The 19305-nt window shown below is 38.5% G+C and carries 22 protein-coding genes and 1 riboswitch; of the genes, 3 read left to right on the forward strand and 19 right to left on the reverse strand.

The features are described 5' to 3' along the window. Positions 1 to 16 precede the first annotated feature (16 nt). From J2Z82_RS09280 to J2Z82_RS09290, 3 genes are all read right to left on the reverse strand, one after another. Positions 17 to 526 carry a DoxX family protein gene (locus J2Z82_RS09280; protein WP_209480522.1) on the reverse strand — a complete coding sequence of 170 codons (510 nt, stop codon included), beginning with the start codon at positions 524 to 526 and terminating at the stop codon, positions 17 to 19. Positions 527 to 798: 272 nt separating this feature from the next. Further along, on the reverse strand, positions 799 to 2439 hold the full coding sequence (locus J2Z82_RS09285) for an aryl-sulfate sulfotransferase (RefSeq protein ID WP_209480523.1): 1641 nt from the start codon (positions 2437 to 2439) through the stop codon (positions 799 to 801). 29 nt (positions 2440 to 2468) lie between these two features. Next, positions 2469 to 2678, reverse strand: a complete 210-nt coding sequence (locus J2Z82_RS09290) for a hypothetical protein (RefSeq protein ID WP_209480524.1) — start codon at positions 2676 to 2678, stop codon at positions 2469 to 2471. A 79-nt stretch (positions 2679 to 2757) separates the two neighbouring features. On the opposite strand from J2Z82_RS09290, the gene J2Z82_RS09295 reads away from it, so the two are divergent. Beyond that, complete coding sequence (locus tag J2Z82_RS09295) at positions 2758 to 3096, forward strand: YqzG/YhdC family protein (RefSeq protein ID WP_209480525.1); 339 nt, start codon at positions 2758 to 2760, stop codon at positions 3094 to 3096. On the opposite strand, the gene J2Z82_RS09300 is transcribed toward J2Z82_RS09295, so the two are convergent. The 8 genes from J2Z82_RS09300 to J2Z82_RS09335 all read right to left on the reverse strand — a co-directional run bounded on the left by J2Z82_RS09300 (position 3093) and on the right by J2Z82_RS09335 (position 7385). After that, entirely contained in the window at positions 3093 to 3551 is a 459-nt protein-coding gene (locus tag J2Z82_RS09300) for a hypothetical protein (protein ID WP_209480526.1), read from the reverse strand. The two genes, J2Z82_RS09295 and J2Z82_RS09300, sit on opposite strands and share 4 nt — an antisense overlap. Before the next feature lie 215 nt (positions 3552 to 3766). Beyond that, the gene (locus J2Z82_RS09305) at positions 3767 to 4015 is read right to left on the reverse strand and encodes a hypothetical protein (RefSeq protein ID WP_209480527.1); all 249 of its coding nucleotides are present in this window, start codon (positions 4013 to 4015) and stop codon (positions 3767 to 3769) included. A gap of 351 nt (positions 4016 to 4366) precedes the next feature. After that, positions 4367 to 4651 carry a TIGR04104 family putative zinc finger protein gene (locus tag J2Z82_RS09310; protein WP_209480528.1) on the reverse strand — a complete coding sequence of 95 codons (285 nt, stop codon included), beginning with the start codon at positions 4649 to 4651 and terminating at the stop codon, positions 4367 to 4369. A gap of 6 nt (positions 4652 to 4657) precedes the next feature. Next, positions 4658 to 5089 carry a DUF1801 domain-containing protein gene (locus tag J2Z82_RS09315; RefSeq protein ID WP_209480529.1) on the reverse strand — a complete coding sequence of 144 codons (432 nt, stop codon included), beginning with the start codon at positions 5087 to 5089 and terminating at the stop codon, positions 4658 to 4660. Between the two features lie 24 nt (positions 5090 to 5113). Further along, positions 5114 to 5611 carry a DinB family protein gene (locus J2Z82_RS09320; RefSeq protein WP_209480530.1) on the reverse strand — a complete coding sequence of 166 codons (498 nt, stop codon included), beginning with the start codon at positions 5609 to 5611 and terminating at the stop codon, positions 5114 to 5116. Between the two features lie 207 nt (positions 5612 to 5818). Continuing rightward, a complete protein-coding gene (locus J2Z82_RS09325) occupies positions 5819 to 6154 on the reverse strand; it encodes a hypothetical protein (RefSeq protein ID WP_209480531.1) in 336 nt (111 codons plus the stop codon). A gap of 218 nt (positions 6155 to 6372) precedes the next feature. Next, positions 6373 to 6930, reverse strand: coding sequence for a histidine phosphatase family protein (locus J2Z82_RS09330; protein ID WP_209480532.1), 558 nt, complete (start codon positions 6928 to 6930; stop codon positions 6373 to 6375). 23 nt (positions 6931 to 6953) lie between these two features. Further along, positions 6954 to 7385, reverse strand: a complete 432-nt coding sequence (locus tag J2Z82_RS09335; RefSeq protein ID WP_209480533.1) for a VOC family protein — start codon at positions 7383 to 7385, stop codon at positions 6954 to 6956. A 152-nt stretch (positions 7386 to 7537) separates the two neighbouring features. On the opposite strand from J2Z82_RS09335, the gene J2Z82_RS09340 reads away from it, so the two are divergent. Next, a complete protein-coding gene (locus J2Z82_RS09340; RefSeq protein WP_209480534.1) occupies positions 7538 to 8623 on the forward strand; it encodes an N-acetylmuramoyl-L-alanine amidase family protein in 1086 nt (361 codons plus the stop codon). A 75-nt stretch (positions 8624 to 8698) separates the two neighbouring features. Here J2Z82_RS09340 and J2Z82_RS09345 read toward each other — a convergent pair whose 3' ends face one another. Next, positions 8699 to 9736, reverse strand: a complete 1038-nt coding sequence (locus J2Z82_RS09345) for a MerR family transcriptional regulator (RefSeq protein ID WP_209480535.1) — start codon at positions 9734 to 9736, stop codon at positions 8699 to 8701. Between the two features lie 134 nt (positions 9737 to 9870). Beyond that, on the reverse strand, positions 9871 to 11262 hold the full coding sequence (locus tag J2Z82_RS09350) for a sodium:solute symporter family protein (protein WP_209480536.1): 1392 nt from the start codon (positions 11260 to 11262) through the stop codon (positions 9871 to 9873). Positions 11263 to 11405: 143 nt separating this feature from the next. Between J2Z82_RS09350 and J2Z82_RS09355 the strand changes: the two genes are divergently transcribed. Further along, a complete protein-coding gene (locus J2Z82_RS09355) occupies positions 11406 to 12665 on the forward strand; it encodes a hypothetical protein (protein ID WP_209480537.1) in 1260 nt (419 codons plus the stop codon). A 178-nt stretch (positions 12666 to 12843) separates the two neighbouring features. Here the strand turns inward: J2Z82_RS09355 and J2Z82_RS09360 are convergent, their stop codons facing one another. The 6 genes from J2Z82_RS09360 to J2Z82_RS09385 form a co-directional block, all read right to left on the reverse strand. After that, on the reverse strand, positions 12844 to 13887 hold the full coding sequence (locus J2Z82_RS09360) for a ribonucleotide-diphosphate reductase subunit beta (protein ID WP_209480538.1): 1044 nt from the start codon (positions 13885 to 13887) through the stop codon (positions 12844 to 12846). Further along, entirely contained in the window at positions 13868 to 14302 is a 435-nt protein-coding gene (locus tag J2Z82_RS09365) for a flavodoxin (protein WP_209480539.1), read from the reverse strand. Before J2Z82_RS09365 ends, J2Z82_RS09360 begins: the two co-directional genes overlap by 20 nt. Beyond that, entirely contained in the window at positions 14299 to 16500 is a 2202-nt protein-coding gene (locus J2Z82_RS09370) for a ribonucleoside-diphosphate reductase subunit alpha (protein ID WP_209480540.1), read from the reverse strand. Before J2Z82_RS09370 ends, J2Z82_RS09365 begins: the two co-directional genes overlap by 4 nt. Positions 16501 to 16883: 383 nt before the next feature. Then, positions 16884 to 17076, reverse strand: a riboswitch (cobalamin riboswitch). Between the two features lie 243 nt (positions 17077 to 17319). Beyond that, positions 17320 to 18084, reverse strand: coding sequence for a GNAT family protein (locus tag J2Z82_RS09375; protein ID WP_209480541.1), 765 nt, complete (start codon positions 18082 to 18084; stop codon positions 17320 to 17322). 5 nt (positions 18085 to 18089) lie between these two features. Continuing rightward, positions 18090 to 18620 carry a GNAT family N-acetyltransferase gene (locus J2Z82_RS09380; RefSeq protein ID WP_209480542.1) on the reverse strand — a complete coding sequence of 177 codons (531 nt, stop codon included), beginning with the start codon at positions 18618 to 18620 and terminating at the stop codon, positions 18090 to 18092. Between the two features lie 202 nt (positions 18621 to 18822). Continuing rightward, positions 18823 to 19302: a thioesterase family protein gene (locus J2Z82_RS09385; protein WP_209480543.1), complete on the reverse strand. Its 480-nt coding sequence runs from the start codon at positions 19300 to 19302 to the stop codon at positions 18823 to 18825. Positions 19303 to 19305: the final 3 nt, after the last annotated feature.

Consider the following 19305-nt stretch of genomic DNA (forward strand, 5'->3'; position numbering starts at 1 on the left):
ACCTATTTTTTAAAAGTTAGACAGTTACTGCCTCATTTTTATGTTTTTGTTTAGGATTATGTGCTTTCAGGAATGGAACAACCCAGCGGTCTAATCCAAATCGACCTGCATTATACCCAGCTACCAGGATGAAGACTGTAATCAATACCATTTGAGCATTTGTGCTGACTGTACCACTGAATAAGAATGCAAAGTTCATTGTGATACCCATCAGTGCTGCAAAGTTTGTAAAAATACCTAAAATTAGCGCTAACCCAACTAACAACTCGCCCCACATAACCATAAAGCTAAATAACTCAGCGTTCGGCATTGCGAATGTTTCAAGGAAGGTTGCCCACCAGCCTTGAACAGCTGGATGTTCCCCGCTTGCACTAGCTATTGCTCCTTGCATAAAACCACTTGCCTCAAAACTGCCTCCCGTTATCTTTCCATATCCTCCAGTCAGCCATTGGTACCCAATGTATATTCTAAGAAACGCCAATATGCCAGCAACTACTTTATTATTGCGAATAAAATTTACAAACATGATATCCATCTCCTTAAAGTTTTTATATTTTGTTTGTTCAGTATTTCACAATTTAAATTGGATGAATCTCTTTACTACACTTATATAGTAACATGGAATCACTTAATTTTGTTTATATTGTTCAGTATTTCACAATTTAGATGAAAAGTTGTGACGAAGATGTGAACTTGCTACATTGTTGTAGTTAGACCAGTCAATACTGGAGTCTGGAAATGAATCTGCGCCACGTAGGAAGGGTCCCCTTGTATGGCGCTCCTCCTCATTCTCCTAAATCAATATTCCATTTTTTCCTCTGAATATAATGGTAATCGAAAGGCCCGATAGGCTTGGCGGTGGCTTTCCTCTTCGAAATCCGATATAACAATTTCATAGATCACATCTGCAGGCTGCTCATTGTTTACTTCGATTACCCTGCTATTCATGCCATCCTCTACCTCAATATAGCCTGATGTCAGCATTCGATTCCCTGTATCATAGTGATAGTTTGCATCCCCTACAATGCGTGAATATAATGCTTCATCACGTTCTTCACCAAATGCCCAAACCTCTTCAACCGTCATTTTTTCTGGATTGACACGATACTGTACCATGCGGCTGAAATCTTCACTAAGTGGATCGTCACCTCTTGTGATCACAATATTGTTGTCAAACAAGAGAATGTCCTCTGTCTGTTTGTTATTATCCTGATCAGGCATTGTCATCATCGCATGTGGTCCACCTGGAAACTTGAAGTCGTCTCCCTTTGGAGTCAATAAATATTTCTCATACGAGTCAGGCCATTCTTCATCAGCGGCAAGAATCCATTGTATTTCACCTTCTGGATACGATTGTTTCATAATAAGATCCTGGTGTCGGCTGGATACTAAAATAGCATCATCATTTTTGTCATACCAGACAGCATTTTGGTGAAACCAATCCCCTTCGTCAGAGCTGGGTCCGTCGTAGTTCTGATACAAGGATTCCGGAAATACATCCCGATAACTAAACTCACGTACGGTCTCCCCTGTATCTCGGTCAATCTCAATCATTTCATCTTCAATATAGTCTGATTCCGTGTCATGAACCGTCGCCAGAAGATTTCCATTAGGTAACTCTATTGCACCATGATGGACCAAGTTTGTATCTTCATAATTGCCAAGCTGGATTATATAGGAGTTATTAACTTTCCCAAGCATGTCCATTTCAAGCATTTCGTTGTATTTTTCCTGCCCTTCTTCTTTGGTAATGTACAACAGATTTCCGTTCTCGAGTCGCTCAAAAACATGCGAATTCCATAAGGTTGAATACCATCTGACCTCTGCATTGTGATCGACTGCATATACATACCGTGAACTTGGAACAATAAATGTCATTCCATTTTCCATTTTTTCTGGATTGGACTCAACAACATTGGTTGTTAAGAAATCATCTGGTAATGGCTCTGTTTGGATTGTCACGGTACTGCTTATCGTTTCGCCAGATTCAGTAGTTGCTTCGATAGTCACCGTATTTTCATAATCCGGATATAAGCCAAGAACAGGTACGGAATGTTCTTTTTTAAACTGATCATATGTATGCTGAACATCCCCGTTTTCATCTTTCCCCTCAACCGTTACAGTAATCTGTACAGGCTCGTCCGTTTTAAACATAGCCAACGCTGTTAATGGGGTTACCCCATAAGGATCAACCGTGATAAAAGGATCATTTAGGGAATAGGTTCCCGCCACATACTCATTCTGAAGTTTTTGTTCCATTTCCTTCTGTTCATTTATACGGGTTTTGTCTTTTGATGACAGCTGTTCTATTTTTCCATCAGATTGAAAAGATGGGTCAACCTCTATAGTCTCATCCTGATTATTCATAAATTCAATACTTATAAAAAACACAACTGTAACAATTGCGCTTAAAAGAAAGACTGTGAGCGTCTTGTTCATGCATGACTCTCCTTCTCTGATACTTTATCTTATGATTTTTTTATTGCGTAAATAATAACATAAATACCTGCCAGTGCCGTAATACTAGCTATTGTAAGTGGAATTGTGCCAATTTCTTTTAATGCCATGCTAAAATTACGAAACTCGGCAGCATAAATTGCAGATGCAATCAGGGCTGAGCCATATATGATTGCGCTAGTCATTAACAGTTTTACCCCAAAATCTATTCTTTTCATCATATTTTATCTATCCCCTCTTCTCGCTTCGTATAAAAATCAGTCGTAATGACACAATAAACATTAGATTGGAGGCATGTACATGCGACTAATACTCATTTCATTCAGTGTAATTCTATTACTTTTCCCAACTAACCTAGGAGCGTTTCCAGTTCAACAAATTGCAGTTGCAAAAATAGATATCCCTTCTTATGCTAAATGGGGAAGAATGGCTATGAAGGAGACGAAAGCAAAGTACCCTAATGCTGATATCATCGATTACCTTCACAGAGGAAGTGAAACGAAAGATGGTTCAACAGTTGAAAAGTTCAAACTCTGGCTAAAAGAAAACAATAGAGAATTCGGTGTGTTTATAAACATAGAATTTAACACTGAAACAGAAAAAGTTATCGATATTACGTTCCGGGAGTCATCAAGCTAAGGTTGTTCTTTGCTTTTTAACGTGAATTCTTCTTTATTTTCATCCCATTGAACATTGACATCAATTACTGCATCCTCTGATACTAAATCATTGCTGCTATGCGTAAAGACTTTCTGTTCAGGTGGCTTGTCAAATTCAAGTCCTTTCCCCCCTCCGTTTAATGGGGCTTCATAATTAAATTCCAGGCTTCTCACCAATGATAATTCATTGAGATCACCTTTATACGTAAGTTTTAATTGTGATTTGCTTTCGCTGTCATATTCAAAGGTGTCATTCTCTTCATAGAACACTTCCTGACCTTTTACTCTATATTCTGCTTTCCAATTTTCACTTTCGCCCACAAAAGTGTAGTTATGTTCAATGACTTCTTTGTTTAGAGATTTCATTACAGAGGTTGTAGCAATTAGTAAAATCACAAGTCCGACAATGCCAATGATTAGCTTATTACGGTTCAATTAAGAACCCTCCCCCTTTTGATAACTTCTATTATAGCCATCAAATTTCCTGTTAGAAAACTTGGCATTCGCCAAGCCTTTGGGCGAATTGCCTTAGTTGCACTTATGCAGTAAGAAAGGATTTATACTTTCTTATCTGCCAAAAAAGACGCATCCTTTATGAGAAGATATGCGCCTTTTTGTTGATTATTTAAATTCTACTTGATCTGTTAATTCTAATATCGGCTCTTATGGATAGCCTCTTGTGCCTTATGCAGATATTTCTGTTTAACCTTAATATCATAGGTTGATGAAAAGTTTACACTTCCTAAATTTCCATTCATTGGTGTGGCTGATTTTGTTTTCGCAATTATTCCTGCATCATTAAGATTACCTTTAACTCTCCCGTATTCTTCCAGATCCTGAGTGAAGCAAACAGTTTCCCAGCTATTTTCCCGAAAAAAATAAACGATGCGCCGCAGCATTTTAAATACCTCCAGTCACTTATCATGAGTGAATTTTTTTCCACATCAATATCCTTGGCAATAAAAGAAACCGGTGTAATCATTAATTATTATATCGCGCCCCTCCACATTCCCCCTCTTCTTAATTAGCTTCACCGACTCTTCTACTCCTGCTGCAATCACACTTTACCAAGACAGTTTACTTGATAGATATCCTAATCATCTTATGCTTATAATTATTAATATTGGTCTGTCCTTTATGAAAAAGTCTTATTGACAATTTCTACTTATTCCATAAAATACCTTCTAAAAAACGCATTCTTTATACAAGAAATGCGCCTACATTTACTCGTATATTAATGCTCCTCTATTTCACCAAAATGGTTCCTGTTCATTGGATAACTTTAATATAAATGGGTGAAAGATGAACGAAGCAATGATAACCGCTGTTATAGTCACCAATGCCGCCCACAAATTTAAATCAAGCAATACAGTGATCGGGAATACAGCTAACGGTAAGAAGTCTAACCATGACCTTCTTTTTTTTGACTTAGTTGTCTCATATTGTTTTTCACCACAATGTGGACATTTCATCTTAAAAGCTGCAATTGATTGAATCCACGTCCATTCGTTCTCGCAGTTTTGACAAATCGGCATTGCAAGTTAGTCACCCTTCTCATTCGGATACGTTTCTCTTAAAAAAGCTATTGAACGGTTGATTAGTGCTTTTAATACATCAACATCAATATCAGCTAATTTATTGATATACACACACGCTTTTCCTGTTGTATGCTTTCCAAAATCTTTAAGGAGTTCCTCTCGTTCTGTATCACCTGTTGCAAAATACAAACTGATTTTCGCCTTACGTGGTGAGAAACCAACAAGCGGTGCATCGCCTTCGTGGCCTGTTGCATATTTATAATGATAGGAACCAAAGCCAATGATGCTTGGCCCCCACATCTTTGCTGAATAACCTGTTGTTTCCGTAAATATATCCAATAATTTGTAAGCATCCTCACGCTTTTTAATGCTATCAACATTTTCGATGAACTCTATCACACTATTGTCATTTTCCTTCGTTTTAAGCTCATACATTTGCTTCACTCCTATTTAATAAAATTAGCTAAGATTTTTCATATCTGTTGGTGTTAACAGATCCGTATCAGATGGAATATATCCTAATTGCCTGGCCATTGATACAATTTGTCCTTTATGATGAAACTCGTGGGTGGTTGTGTGTGTGAAGAGCCATATTACAGAGAGGTCTTCATTATCTTCCTGCCAGGGAACTTGTCCTGTCAGTTTATATTCATACTCACCTTCGAATTCATCTATAAAATTGTAGACAAGATTGTCAATTTCCTTAAATACCTTCCTCATTCCATTGACGTCACTTACTGACATAGGATTAACAGGTGTTATATTCTTTTTAAGTCCAAATTCACCTAGCCAGGATTGGTAGCATTCAGCAACATGCGCATGGAGATTTCGTATAGATCCCCAGCCAAATCCTTCAATTTCTTTTACATAATCATCATGATTCAACTGTTCACAAAAGCTAAAAAGCTGCTCTCTGGTATATTTAATTAAATCATATTGGCTTTTTAATAGATTCATAATGATTGACTCCTTCTCTATGAGCTATTTCTGCTTATTGCGAAAAATCACGAACAGATAAAAAGATAATATAACAAAATATATAAGACCAATACCTAGCAAAGCTTTAATAATAAAGTCCATAGAAATCCTCCTTATTTATGCTCCCCCAGGTACTGTTAAACCAAACGCGCATCTGTGTCTGATTGATTAATTATTAAATTAATTTTATTTCTCAATGGCTACTTTTCCATTCTTTTTTTGCAAATCGCTAACCTGTTTTAGACCTTTTTCAGTTTCATCCCGGAATTGTTCCACCAATGGCATCAGTTCATTAGTCATACGGTCGAATAATTCCTGGTTCAGTTCCTTATCACTGTAGATAATTAAGGATTTGAAAATCTCATTTAGAGTACCTTTAACTTTATCATATGACTCGATATCACTATTTAGTAAATTACGAACACCCTGTTCATAATTCGAAAGTAGCCTGTTAGCGTGTGAATCAGAAGATAAAGAGTGAAACGTTTCAAAGGTAGATATCTGCAACAAGACATTTTCCATGAGAGCAGGATTTCTCTTTTCTATTGCTCTTACAGTCCCTGTTATATGACTTTGAAAAATTAATAATTCCTTTCGATACAGCTCACCCTCCATATCTTTATTAGTTTCGTATTGATTAAGTGAAACAATACTTAATATAACGATTAAGATGATGGTAATTGCTGCATATAACTTTCTCCTATTAATCTCCTGCCTAATGTTACGATTTTTAATCTACCTCAATCCCTCCATACTCTTTTCACTTTCACTAAAGCTTTTTCATTGAACGTTAATTTGTAGATATCCGGCATACTTAACGCTTTCCAGAAATGAAAATCATATTGCTTATCAAAATAATTCATGATTATCGCCATAATATTACCATGTGTTCCAACCGCAATATTTCTCCCTTTATACTGTTCTAACACATGCTTAATAGCCACTACGCCTCTTTGTTGAGCATGATAATTTGACTCTCCACCGGGCCACGCAAAATTATAATCCTGCCAGACTTTCATTATGGCATCATCAAAATCATCAACTGGCTTTCCAGCTAACTTGCGCTCTTTGAATCCCTCCTCTAAAATAACTTCTTGTTCTATGTATTCTGCTGTTCCTTCAACTGTCTGAATGGCACGCAGATAAGGGCTAGATACCACCACATTAATGTTTTCATCTTGGAGCAATTCTGTAACCCTTCCAGCGGTGATAAATCCTTTTTGAGATAAAGGTCGTTTTCGCTCATCAGGTGTATAAGTCGAGTGGGCGTGACGAACTAAATATATATTTGTATTCATAATGCCTCCACCATTCCATTATCCTAATCAATAATTAACATGTCATTCTCATCGAATTCCCAGTTTTCACCATAGGCAACTTCCCACATATAGCCATCTGGGTCTGAGAAATAACCACTATATCCACCCCAAAAAACACGCACAGGATATTTAACTATAGTACCTCCAGCTTGTTCAGCTTTTTTTATTACTTCATCAACTTCCTCAAGCGATTTTGCGTTATAAGCAAGTGTAATTCCAGAGAACCCATGTTTTGTTGGCGGGTGTTCATCATTTATATCCATTGCTAATTCTTCCAGTGGGTACAATGCCAGCTTTGTCCCATTGTTTTGGAAGAAAACAATACCCGGATTATCATCTGATACAGAAGTTTGAAAGTCTAAGCCATCACGGTAGAACTTTAGCGATTCACTTATATTTGCTACACCAAGTGTTAATAGATTGATTCTGTTCATCTTAATTCTCCTTTCTACTCTATTAATTAATTCTATATTCCCCAAATAAATCCTCCATTTTTTGCTAGTTCTTTTGATTGATTTTGCAGAAAAAAGGTTTATTATTTTTTTATAAAGGAAATAAATTGAGCACTAAGTTTAAGGAGGATTTCATGAAACAAAAGCGATTTCTGATTATTGCTGGTGGTTTTTTGCTATTATTTTTAGTATTTATCCCCTCCGTTCATGCCGATAGTGGCCAAACATATGAGGTTGGAACTGATTCACTGAATGTCAGGTCTGCCCCGGCCCACAGTGCTGAAGTAATAGGTCAGCTTAATGATGGTGACCGATTAGTTGTTTTCGACAAAGCTTTTGGTTGGGTGCAAACATATTACTACGGACAAGTAGCATGGGTGGCATCGGATTATTTGTTTGCCGTTAATGGGGTTACTTCTGTTAACCAAAAGGAGATTACAGTTACAGCTGATGAGGTAAGACTCAGAACTGGTCCAGGCACACAACATAATATACTCGGTTATGCTTCCTCTGGAGATACATACACCATGGTTAAAACATCAAATAAGTGGAATAAAATTATACTCAACGATGGCTCTGTTGCATGGATTGCTTCTTGGCTTACAGATACCAGCGGGAGCAATCATCCAGCAGAATCCAGCGAAAATAACAATCATGCAACAAAGCAATCCGGCGGCTCTTTAGCAGGATACAACATCGTCCTTGATCCTGGTCATGGCGGCAAAGACCCTGGTGCTATTGGGATTGGTGGTACGTTTGAAAAAGGAATCATCATGGATACTGCTGATAACGTTGCTAAACAGTTACGTGATGCTGGAGCGACCGTTATCCTGACCCGTAAAGACGATTATTTCATCCCTCTGGAAGAACGCGTGAGGATAAGTAATGCTTATAATACACATGCTTTTATCAGTCTTCACTATAATGCATATCCATCACTTGCGATAAATGGTGTAAGTACTTATTTCCATTCCGGTGGGGATGATCGTGTTCTGGCAAGTGAAATTCAATCTGCCATTGCACAAAAAGTTCCATTAAAAGATCGAGGTGTTATGCAAAAAGGATATCATGTGCTGCGTGAGAATAATGATTTGTCTGTGTTAATTGAACTGGGGTTCATCACCAATCCGTATGATTTAGATACGGTTCGAACAGCGGAATATCATAATAATGTAGCAGAAGGAGTTGTTGAAGGTTTAAAGAATTATTTTAATGAGTAATATGAAGGGCTGTCCATTAGCTATTATGGCTAATGGACAGCTTAAGTGTAACTAAAGTCTGTACGCTTGGTTTCACTACCTTTTCTTCGCATAAACCATACTTAATATATCGTTAAAATGATATGTCTCCACGTGGTAATTGTTAGCAATCAACCATTCCTCTAACCTTGATTGGTCGGCATAAAATTCATCCTCAATAGCCTCGATTGCTTCAGTATTTCCTTGTGTACGGAATCGTTCAATCACTTCTTTTCGATGCTGTTCATTTTGAAACATCAAATCTACAATACAAATCTGCCCATCATCTTTCAGGACACGCGTCATTTCTTCTAATGCAAGCAGCTTTTCATTATCTGGGATATGATGCAATGCATAGCTTGATACGATTCCGTCAGCATGGCCATCCAACAACGGGAGCGCCAGAAAGTGTCCTTTTCGTGTTTCAATTGTCGGATGTTTTTTGCTGCAAACTTTAAGCATTTCTTCGGATTGATCAACGCCGATTACATTCACTTGCTTTTCGAGAAATCTCGATCCTAAGTTACCAGTGCCGACTCCAATATCCACACATACATCATCTGGCAGTAGCTTGATCGTATCTGTAATTCTGGATAATGCTTTATCATAATCCTGATGAACATTAAATCGATAGCCGGCCATTTTGATATTCTGATCATATCCTGCAGCCTGCTTATCAAAATTCCATTTGTCCTCCCAGTTTTTCCGCAAATTTTTCATGTTTTTTAAGTGCTGGGAAAGTATGAAGATATCTTGTGCCTGATAGTTATCATCTGCTGTCTGTTCTACCATTTTATCAATCGTGTTGATCATATCCTTCATCTCAATCCATTTTTCAAAGAGAGCTGATCGCTGAACGTTCAAATAATCTCTCATACTCATATTAGGATTATCCAGAATTCCCTTTATATTTTCAATACGCATGCCGATTTCCCGTAATGCAAGAATTGTACTTAGATGCAGAAGGTCTTTTTCAGAATAGATTCTGTAGTGATTTTCTGTGTCTTTCTTTGGCGTAATCAGTCCCTTTTCTTCATAAAATCGTATTGCTCTTGGTGTTGTATTTAACTGTTTTGCGACTTCTTTAATTTGCATATTTTAACCCCTTTCTATTACCACTATAAACGTTGACGTTACGTTAATGTAAAGGGACAAAAAAGTGTCATAAATTATTTTTAAATTTATGACACCTAAATGGATTGAGATTCGATTATAGGGTGAATAGAACTTTATTTATTTCGGTCATCTGAAGTCATTAGTGTGACGACAATCAGTACGATTACAGCTACCGGAAGTGCTACGATAACACTGTTCAATTCAAACGGCTTTCCAAGCAGAATTTCCCAGGTTAACGTCGTTACGACACCAGCAACCATTGAGGATACACCACCAGCCATGTTTACACGCTTCCAGAAGAAAACGGCGAGTAATGCTGGGGTAAGACCTGCTCCATAAACTGTATATGCGTACATTTGTACTTCAAGGACTGTTGGGAAGAATCGGATTAAAATATACGATACCACACCCAACAGAATAATGAAAAATTTTGTCATTCCTAATAACTGCTTGTCCGAAGCTTCTTTTTTCATATATTTTCCGACGATATCATATGTCACGTTGGTAGCTGCTGATAAAAGATAAGAATTACCTGTAGTTACAATAAACGCTGTTGCAGCAGCCAGCAGTATTCCGCCAATCACTGTTGGCATCACAGTGGTTGTAGCCATTAATGCCATTCCAGGATCGATATTTGGGAACATAGAACTAGATGCAAACGCAATAAATGAAATCGCTGGAGAAATAAGCAGCATTCCAATTAGCCAGCCAATTTGGGCTCTTTTTGCTGATTTACCTCCTGTCGATGATGCCAGACGCTGGTACATGTTCTGGTCACCTAACAGCAGAAATAAGGATGGTAACAAGAACCCGAGTAATTGGATGTTGTTTAATTCACCTGTTGCAGTTAAGTGTTCAGCCGGAACATTATTCGTTACGCCTTCCCAGCCACCTGCTATCACATAAATCGTTGGCAATGTAATAAACAATGCTGCGATTGCCAAAAATGCACTTAATGCATCGGTTGGTGCGACTGAACGGAGGCCACCGATTGATGCCAGAAACACGATGAGAACTGCTCCAATAATGGTACCCACTTCTACTGACATTCCAGTTGTTAAGTTTAAAATAAATCCAAGACCTGTCATTTGGTACGAAACGATTCCAACGAAGGCAAGAATAATAATGATACTTGCAATCATTCTTGCAGTTGAACCGTATTTCTCTTCCAAAATCCCCGATACGGTATACTTACCGAATTCACGAATTTTTGGTGCAATTAAATAAAGTATACCAATACCCACAAGGGTGGGGATCATCATCATTAGTGCAGGGATAATTCCATAGGTGAATGCCATTGATGTCTCTCCACCAGAAATACTTCCACTGCCTGTCCACGTAGCAAGCAATGTACCTGTTAAGACTATCGTTCCTAACCCTTTTCCTGCTAAAATGAAGTCCTCACTATTGGATATTTTTCGTGAATAGTAAATACCCATTATAATCATGATAAGTCCATAGGCTCCCACAAACCAAAGCAAAGTAGGATTATGTTCAATACCCATATGTTACACTCCTTTTTTTCTATGTTGTTTTTACTTATAATGCTGTTATTTAGGCTAACATATACAGTTGAAATTAATATGGATAGAAAGAACTAATTGAAATGTTATAATGGACATAATTTGTAAAAAGAGAGGTTTTTCCAATGAATGAACAGCTTCAGAACCTAATTGACTATACCCATGAAAAACTTGGACTAAATGATTACTATCTGAAAAGACATCATTTTTTTCGCGAGATAAATAACTTAAATGAAACAGCATATATTTTGAATATGGAATGGTTTCCGAAAGAGCTGACCCAATCTGATGAGGATTATAACCCGCCTGGAACAGCTGTAATTGATATTAATTTCCACACCAAGGCTGTTAAGCGCATTATTTTTGTGGAGGATGTATCATATGCCGAAAGCAGCTTGTATCCATCTTCCGAAAAAGAAAATGCGATTGAATGGATTGAAGAATTGACTGGTTTAACTTTTGGCAGACAATTCCTGCTCGTTAGCGAGGATGACAATGTTTTAAGCTTTGGAGCAGCTGTTGACAATATCCCTGTGGCACCAACTGGAACAATTGAACTAGAGTTTAACAATGAAGGAAAACTAACTATATTTTCGATTGATGGGGATTTCCCGAATGAGGACCAAATACAGTGGGAACCATTTAGTTTAACACCCGATAAGTATGAACCCCTAGCAAGCAGGCAATGTAAGTTAATAGAAGTCCCTGACAAGGATCAGGAGAAATGGCTGCCAATCTATGGAATAGAGGAGATTTATTTAGTAAATGATGGGGAAAGAACAATCCCATTTGATAAGGACCTAAACTCATTTGTAAAGAAAAATAGTGTAATGAAATGGGACAAGCCAAGTGAAGGAGAATTTATAAAGCAAGATACAGACTTGTCGATTGAGGTGACGCTTGATCAGTTACTGGCAAATGAACCGCATCCAGACACAATACCAATAACCAATACGGAAGTGGAGACTTGTGAACAAGAGGTATTGCGTTTTCTGCAATTGGAATTCCCGAATGAAAGCGGTGAATGGAAGTTAACTGGATTATATCTTGAGAATGGATATATTTTCGCGGAACTAAAACCAACGAAGTTTACGAACCGTGCTTTTGATCGAAAAATTAAACTAATGATTGATCGTGAAAATTATAACGCTGTTAATTATATCGATAATGATATGCTGCTTGATATGTTTAAGCATTTTAAAGATGCGGATGATCCATCTGTTTCACAGGAGGAAGCATTCGAAAAGATTCGCGATTATGTAGAAGTAGAACCTGTTTATGTTTATAACAATGAGAAAAATAGTTACATCATGTGTGGGAAAATGGACTGTCCATATGGTGTGAACGCAATAACTGGTGATATAGTTCTGTTGGCTGGATTATAAGATGGAACGGTGTGCTCTAGAGTGGGCACACCGTTTCTTGTATTTATTGAACTCAATTGTGAATATTTGAGCCGGATATTTGTGAACTTGAGCCGATTTTGTGACAACTTGGGCCGAACTTGTGTCTGCATCAGCCGATACTGTGACAATTTGAGCCAATCATCCTTATCACGCTAAACTAAAGGTCATCAAATCCATTCAAATCGCTCGTCTTCGTATATTGTCGTGACTTTTGCTCAAAAAAGTCTGTTTTCGTTCCATCGAAGTTATCAACATAAGCACGGATCCATTTCATTGGATTATCTGTATGATCAGGATAGATTTCGCTGAGTCCCATCATACGCAGCATTTTGTTCGCACGGTATTTAACGTAGCCTGACATTTCATCCAAATCGATACCTTCAACATTTTCCAAAACATAACGGGACCACTCTGTTTCAAGCTCGACTGACTCGCTAAACTGCCGGTAAATCCATTCAGTAAATTCAGCCGTATTTAACTCCGGATTCTCATCCAGGGTTGCTCGGAATAACTCAGCAATAAACCGGCCATGCTCAAGTTCATCCCTATTGATATAGCTTATCATTGTTGATGTACCGACCATTTTATTTTGTCTGGCCAGATTATAAAAGAATGCGAATCCTGAGTAGAAAAACATGCCTTCAAGCAACCCAGTATACACCATTGTTTTTAGAATGTTTTCCATCGTTGGCTCGTCCACAAATGCATTGTATTGCTGCATGAGCTTATCATTTCTTTTTAGCAATATCGGATCATTGCGCCCGAGCTGGAATGCCTCATTTTGTTCATCGAGTGATACGACAGACGACAGCACATAGGAATAACTCTCATTATGGACGGCTTCCTGCTGGGCAATCACTGCCATGATCGACTGGACAGACGGATCACTGGCATACAAGGAGAAGAGCAGTGCCGTTCTTGTCTGAGGTGCATCCAGGGTTGATAATAGTCCAATAATTTTTAAATAAGCGTCCTGATCCGTTTTCGCAAGCAACGAAAACTGGCGTACGTCGCCGGACATATTTACTTCATCAGCCTGCCAGTAATTTCCGATGAGCCGCTTGTACATTTTATACCAATGCGGATATGCGATATCGTTCCAGTTCAAAATTCCGCTTGCTTCCCCTCCGAATAGTGCCGTTGATTTGTTAGGGTGCAATGGCTCTAATGTTTTCGCTTTTTTAAGCAAGGATTTTGACATCGTGCAACACTCCTTCTACCCATTTTTCTACTACTTGCTCCTGTGAACCTCGTGGTGACTGTTCAATTTTTAATCCCGGCCACTGGCTATGATAAAAAGTTGTTAATTTATCGACTGCTCTACAAAAGAGCTTATCCCCGCCGAATTGCGTATCACCAGTACCAAACACAGCGACATGCTCAGGTTTATAGCCAACCTCCAGCACAAAATCTTTCACTTCATCTGGCGTACGACCCATATCCCACGTGAACGTTCCGAGAAAAATATAATCGTATTCAGATGCATCAATTGGAGGATCAATTCCAATCCGATGCATCTCTGCTGTCATACCGTCTGATCTTGCTTGCTCAGCAATAATTTCCGCTACTTCCTTTGTGTTCCCACTGTATGATAGATAAGCTATTAAACTTCTCAACTCTCACACCACACACATTCTTCGACATCATTGGCTGTTGAACGTACATAATAGGTCGTCTTTAGACCTTCCTTCCATGCCTGGAGATGTAAATCAAGCATCACTGACGCTTTAATAGTGTGCGGGACATAAAAGTTGAACGATATACTTTGATCAATATGTTTTTGTCTTGCAGCATTCTGTCTAATCGACCAGCGCTGATCAAGAATATATGCTGATCTTCGGTAAACATCATATGACTGGGAATCTAGTTCTGGTGCAGTGACTGCAATCTTGAAATCCTTTTTTTCCTCATAGTAAAACGGTTTGAAAATTGGATCGATACTCGCAGTGGAGCCAGCAATCATGGATGTAGATGAATTTGGTGCAACCGCCATGAGATAGCCATTTCGAATGCCATTTTCTGCTACGTCATGCTTCAGGTTTAGCCACTTTTCATCGGTATAGCCCTTTTCGGTAAAATAGCTCCCATTTTGCCATTTACTGCCACCAAACGCTGAATAGTTCCCTTTTTCTTTACTAAGTTCCATGCTGTTCTTTATCGTCAGGTAGGCAATTTTTTCATATAAGTTGTCGGCATAGGATACTGCCTCATCTGATTCCCAATGGATATGTTCTTTTGCCAGCAGATGGTGCCAGCCGAATGTCCCAAGACCAATAGCACGGTATTTTTGATTCGTCATTTGTGTTTGTTTAATTGGTAATGTGTTGATGTCAATCACGTTATCCAGCATACGAACCTGAATAGTAATAAGCCGCTCAAGCACACCATCAGGAACTGCTTGTCCCAGGTTAATCGAGCTTAAATTGCAAACTACATAATCGCCTGCTTTATATTTTTTTACAATCGTATTCTCAGCTTCCACATACTCCTCCAGAAATTCAGTTGGTGATTGATTCTGAGTAATCTCAGTGCATAAATTTGAGCAATAAATCATCCCGTTATGTGGATTATTATTTTTCCGGTTCACTTCATCACGGTAGAACATGAATGGTGTTCCCGACTCAAGCTGTGATTTCATAATTCGTTTGATAATATCTATTGCCGGCACGACTTTACTCGATAGCTCCGTCGATTGTACACATTCCAGGTACTTCTGACGCCACGTACCATCGCCTTTTTCCTCATCATAAAAATCTTCCAGGGAATAACCCATAACCTGACGAACTTCATGCGGATCAAATAAATGCCAATCACCGCGGTTTTCTACCTGTTCCATAAAATAATCCGGTAAGCTGACACCCGTGAAAATATCATGGGCGCGCATACGATCATCACCATTATTTAATTTAAGATCGAGAAATGGCTCAATATCTTTATGCCATACATCCAGATAGATAGCGATCGCACCTTTTCGTGTCCCCAGCTGGTCTACGTTAACAGCGGTATTGTTGAGTTGCTTAATCCATGGAACGACACCGCTGGACATATTCTTGTATCCCTTGATTGAACTGCCTCGGCTGCGGATTTTCCCCATATAAACACCAATTCCACCACCATTTTTGGAAAGCTTAGCAATATCAGTATTACTGTCATAGATAGACTGCAAACTATCATCTACTGTGTCGATAAAACAGCTGGACAGCTGACCGTGGGATTTACCTGCATTTGTTAAGGTTGGTGTGGCAACGGTCATATATAAATTACTCAACGCCCAGTATGCTTCTGTCACATAATGACTGCGATTTACTTTCGCCTCATCCTGCATTAAGTACATCGCAATGATCATCCATCTTTCCTGTGGTAGCTCATATGTATTCTTGTTATGGTCTGTTGCAAGGTAGCGAGTTGCCAGCGTGTACAGTCCCAAGTAGTTAAATAATAAGTCCCTCTCTGGCTGAATCACTTCGGCAAAGTAATCTATTTCTTCTTTCTTATACGTTTTTAACAAATGCTCTGAATAGATACCCTTTTCCGTAAGTGTTGTGATAAGTTCATAGAAGTTTCCGTACTGTAAATCCGCATCATATCCCCTGTTTTCTGCCGCAGTTTTGTATAATTCTTTTAAATAAATACGGCTAGCTGCAAAGGTCCAATCAGGGTTGGCCTCATCGATATTTTCAAGCGCTATTTTTATTAGGTTTTCCGTGGTGCCGGTTTGATTGGCTTTTTCCAACAAAATTTCTTTGTTTATATTCAATCCTTTTGTTGCATAGTCAATCAATTGCGAGATTTGCCCATTTGCTGTCATTACCATGTTTTTTCCTCCTTTTTTCTAAAAGAACAAAAGCGCAAGCGCCTGTTCAGCGCCGTATGGACTGGACTGACCCGTGTGAGATAAAGGATACACGAAGAGCGTAAGCGATTCGATGTTCACTTATCGTAGACACGGAGAGGGAAGTCTACTAGGCGCTAGGCGCTGGCCGGTGAGAACGCCACGTCCTGTGGCGTCACCGGCACTAGTACGTCCTGTACGTCGGAGCTGGACGTTGCTGATTCAGAAGTCCAGTTATCCACAGCACTTAAATTTTATAATTTCCTATAAAACAAAAAACGTCCACCCAGGGGATGAACGGTTAGAACGACAGAAGATATGTATCTAGCTCTCTCTATCGTTTCACCTTCTCTTACCCCGAGGAATTGAAACTACAAGCTATGGCAGGTCTCCTGGCTCGTGCTTCTGTCTACTAGAGTCCTTCCCATACCGTAGCCATGAAGCTTTCGGTACAGTGGGTTACTCGTTCGTCCACACTTACAGTTGCGGGGACAGCTCCAGTTTTTCACTGGATTCCCTATTATGACAATGGATGTCACCTTAACTTGTAACACTATATATAGTTGTTATTTCTATTTATATACCAATATATTGTATTGAAAGACTATCATAGAATATTACTTCTTGCAATACTGATATAAAAAAATAGTCTTAATGGAGGATTTAAGTTTTAATATAATTGCAATGATTTTTGTGAACTTCGGCGAACTTGTTGTGAACTTCAAGCAACCCTATTGTGAACTTCGGCGAAATCAGTGTGAACTTCAGCGCTTCCATTGTGAACTTCAGTATTTTGGGGATTTAACTGATCATCTTATAAACCTTATTCCGCTCAATCACATGACACCCATTGGCCATAAAAGTTTTTAACATCGGCTGGTTACTTTCACTCGTACCGCCAATATAACAGGTAGCATTAAATTCATCCTTTAACAGCTGCAGTGCGAGTTTATGAAGGGGCATGCTTTTTCCTTTGCCACGTTCGCTTGGAATCAAGCCAAAATAAAAAAGCCTTCCTTCGTCTAGGGTACCTGGTTCAATATGTGGAATAGCAACTCCAACTGGCCGCTCTTCCTCATAAGCAACTAAACAGGAATCTTTATAGTCAGGACCTAATTCTATTTCCAAGCTTTTCATTTGTTCATCAAGCGTTAATGAAGATGGGGCATTGAGTGAATCAGTCATTGATTCTGCCCAAATTTCTTTAAACTCATGTTGCGAAATACTATGTAATGACTTAAATGTAAAATTAGATTCCAGTTCAACTACCTCATTAAGTTCCTTATAAACAGTGACCATTTCATCATGAAACTGAAAATTATTGTCCTGAAGCAATTCATAGATCTCTTCAGTGAATTTACTGTTTACCATAATGTTCACATTGGGGATTTCCCCGAGTTCAAGGTCATCAATAAAATTAGTTATAAAAGCAATCATTTCCTCAGCACTTAATGCCTTTGTCTCTTCAATCGTTACAAAGTTTTCACCTTTCAAAATTTTAACTTTTGCATAAATTTCTAATTTGCCAATAGTTCCTTCAGGTCCCATATTTTGCACGACACCCAACCTTTCTATTCCTTGAACCATTCATTTTCCAATATACTCATTTCCCATACGTTCCAGTACTCATCTCCAACTTTTGCTGCTTCTCTATGTAACCCTTCTTTTGTAAATCCTGACTTCTCATAGCAAGCAATTGCTGACGCATTAAAATCATATACACCAAGACTCACTCTGTGCAAATTATGTTTTTCAAAAGCAATTCTTAAGACTTCTCTAATCATTTGCTGACCTATCCCTTGTCCTCTCACGCTTTTATCACCAATTAATACTCTGCCGATTCGCCCCTTATTGTTGGCTTTATCAATCCTTCCTAACGAAATATGACCAATTGTGTTTCCTGATTCTTTATACACAACTTTATATGCAAATGTATCGGAATCTTCGCTATTCGCATTCTGAATATAGTTTGATAATTGGCTTTCACTTAAAGGGTACTCAAATTGATTAGCACCACCCCATTGGTATAAAAATTCTTCTGTGTTAATCCAATTGATCAGCTGTTGGAAATCCGTACTTTCGAATTGCTTTAACTCAATCATTTTCACATTCTCCCCTAGAAATTAATTGTATTGCTAAGTATAAAGGTTACTTTCAAACTTTCCAACGCTCCATTATTTTTAAAACTTGGCTTATCGCCAAGCCTTTATATAGATAAGCCTTAGTTGCACTTATGCAGTAAGAAGGTATTTATAATTTCTTAACTGCTTAAAAAGACGTCACTCGATGAGCAACGCCTTTACATTACTTCTTCTTGCTTCGTATTCCTATTACTCGACCAGCTTCTTTGGGCTTCTTGTCTGGAGTATGATAAGCTGCTAAATCTTTAACCATTGCAAAAATTTCATCTGGAAAAGGTGCAGGTCTGCCTGATGTTTGGTCAATTCCCATCAGCATTTGCTCGCTTGTTGCAGCACGTTTTCCATTTTCACCATATAATTCGTAAAAAACATGTGCGCGTTTTTCGTCATAATCAAGCATTTGCAGATGCACTTCAAACGGTTCACCAAGCTTCATTTCAGCTAAATAACAAACATGATTTTCCATTGTAAAAACCGTATAGTGATTATTTTCGCGAAAGTCATCTGTAATTCCAACCAGCTTCATAAATCGATCGACGCCCCAGCTGAATGCACGGACATATTCAGCATCATTCATATGCCCATTATAGTCAATCCAATCCTCCGGAACTTGATCAGTAATAATTACTTTTGCTTCTCCCATATA

The organism is Virgibacillus litoralis (genome assembly GCF_017873675.1).
Classification (GTDB): domain Bacteria; phylum Bacillota; class Bacilli; order Bacillales; family Amphibacillaceae; genus Lentibacillus; species Lentibacillus litoralis.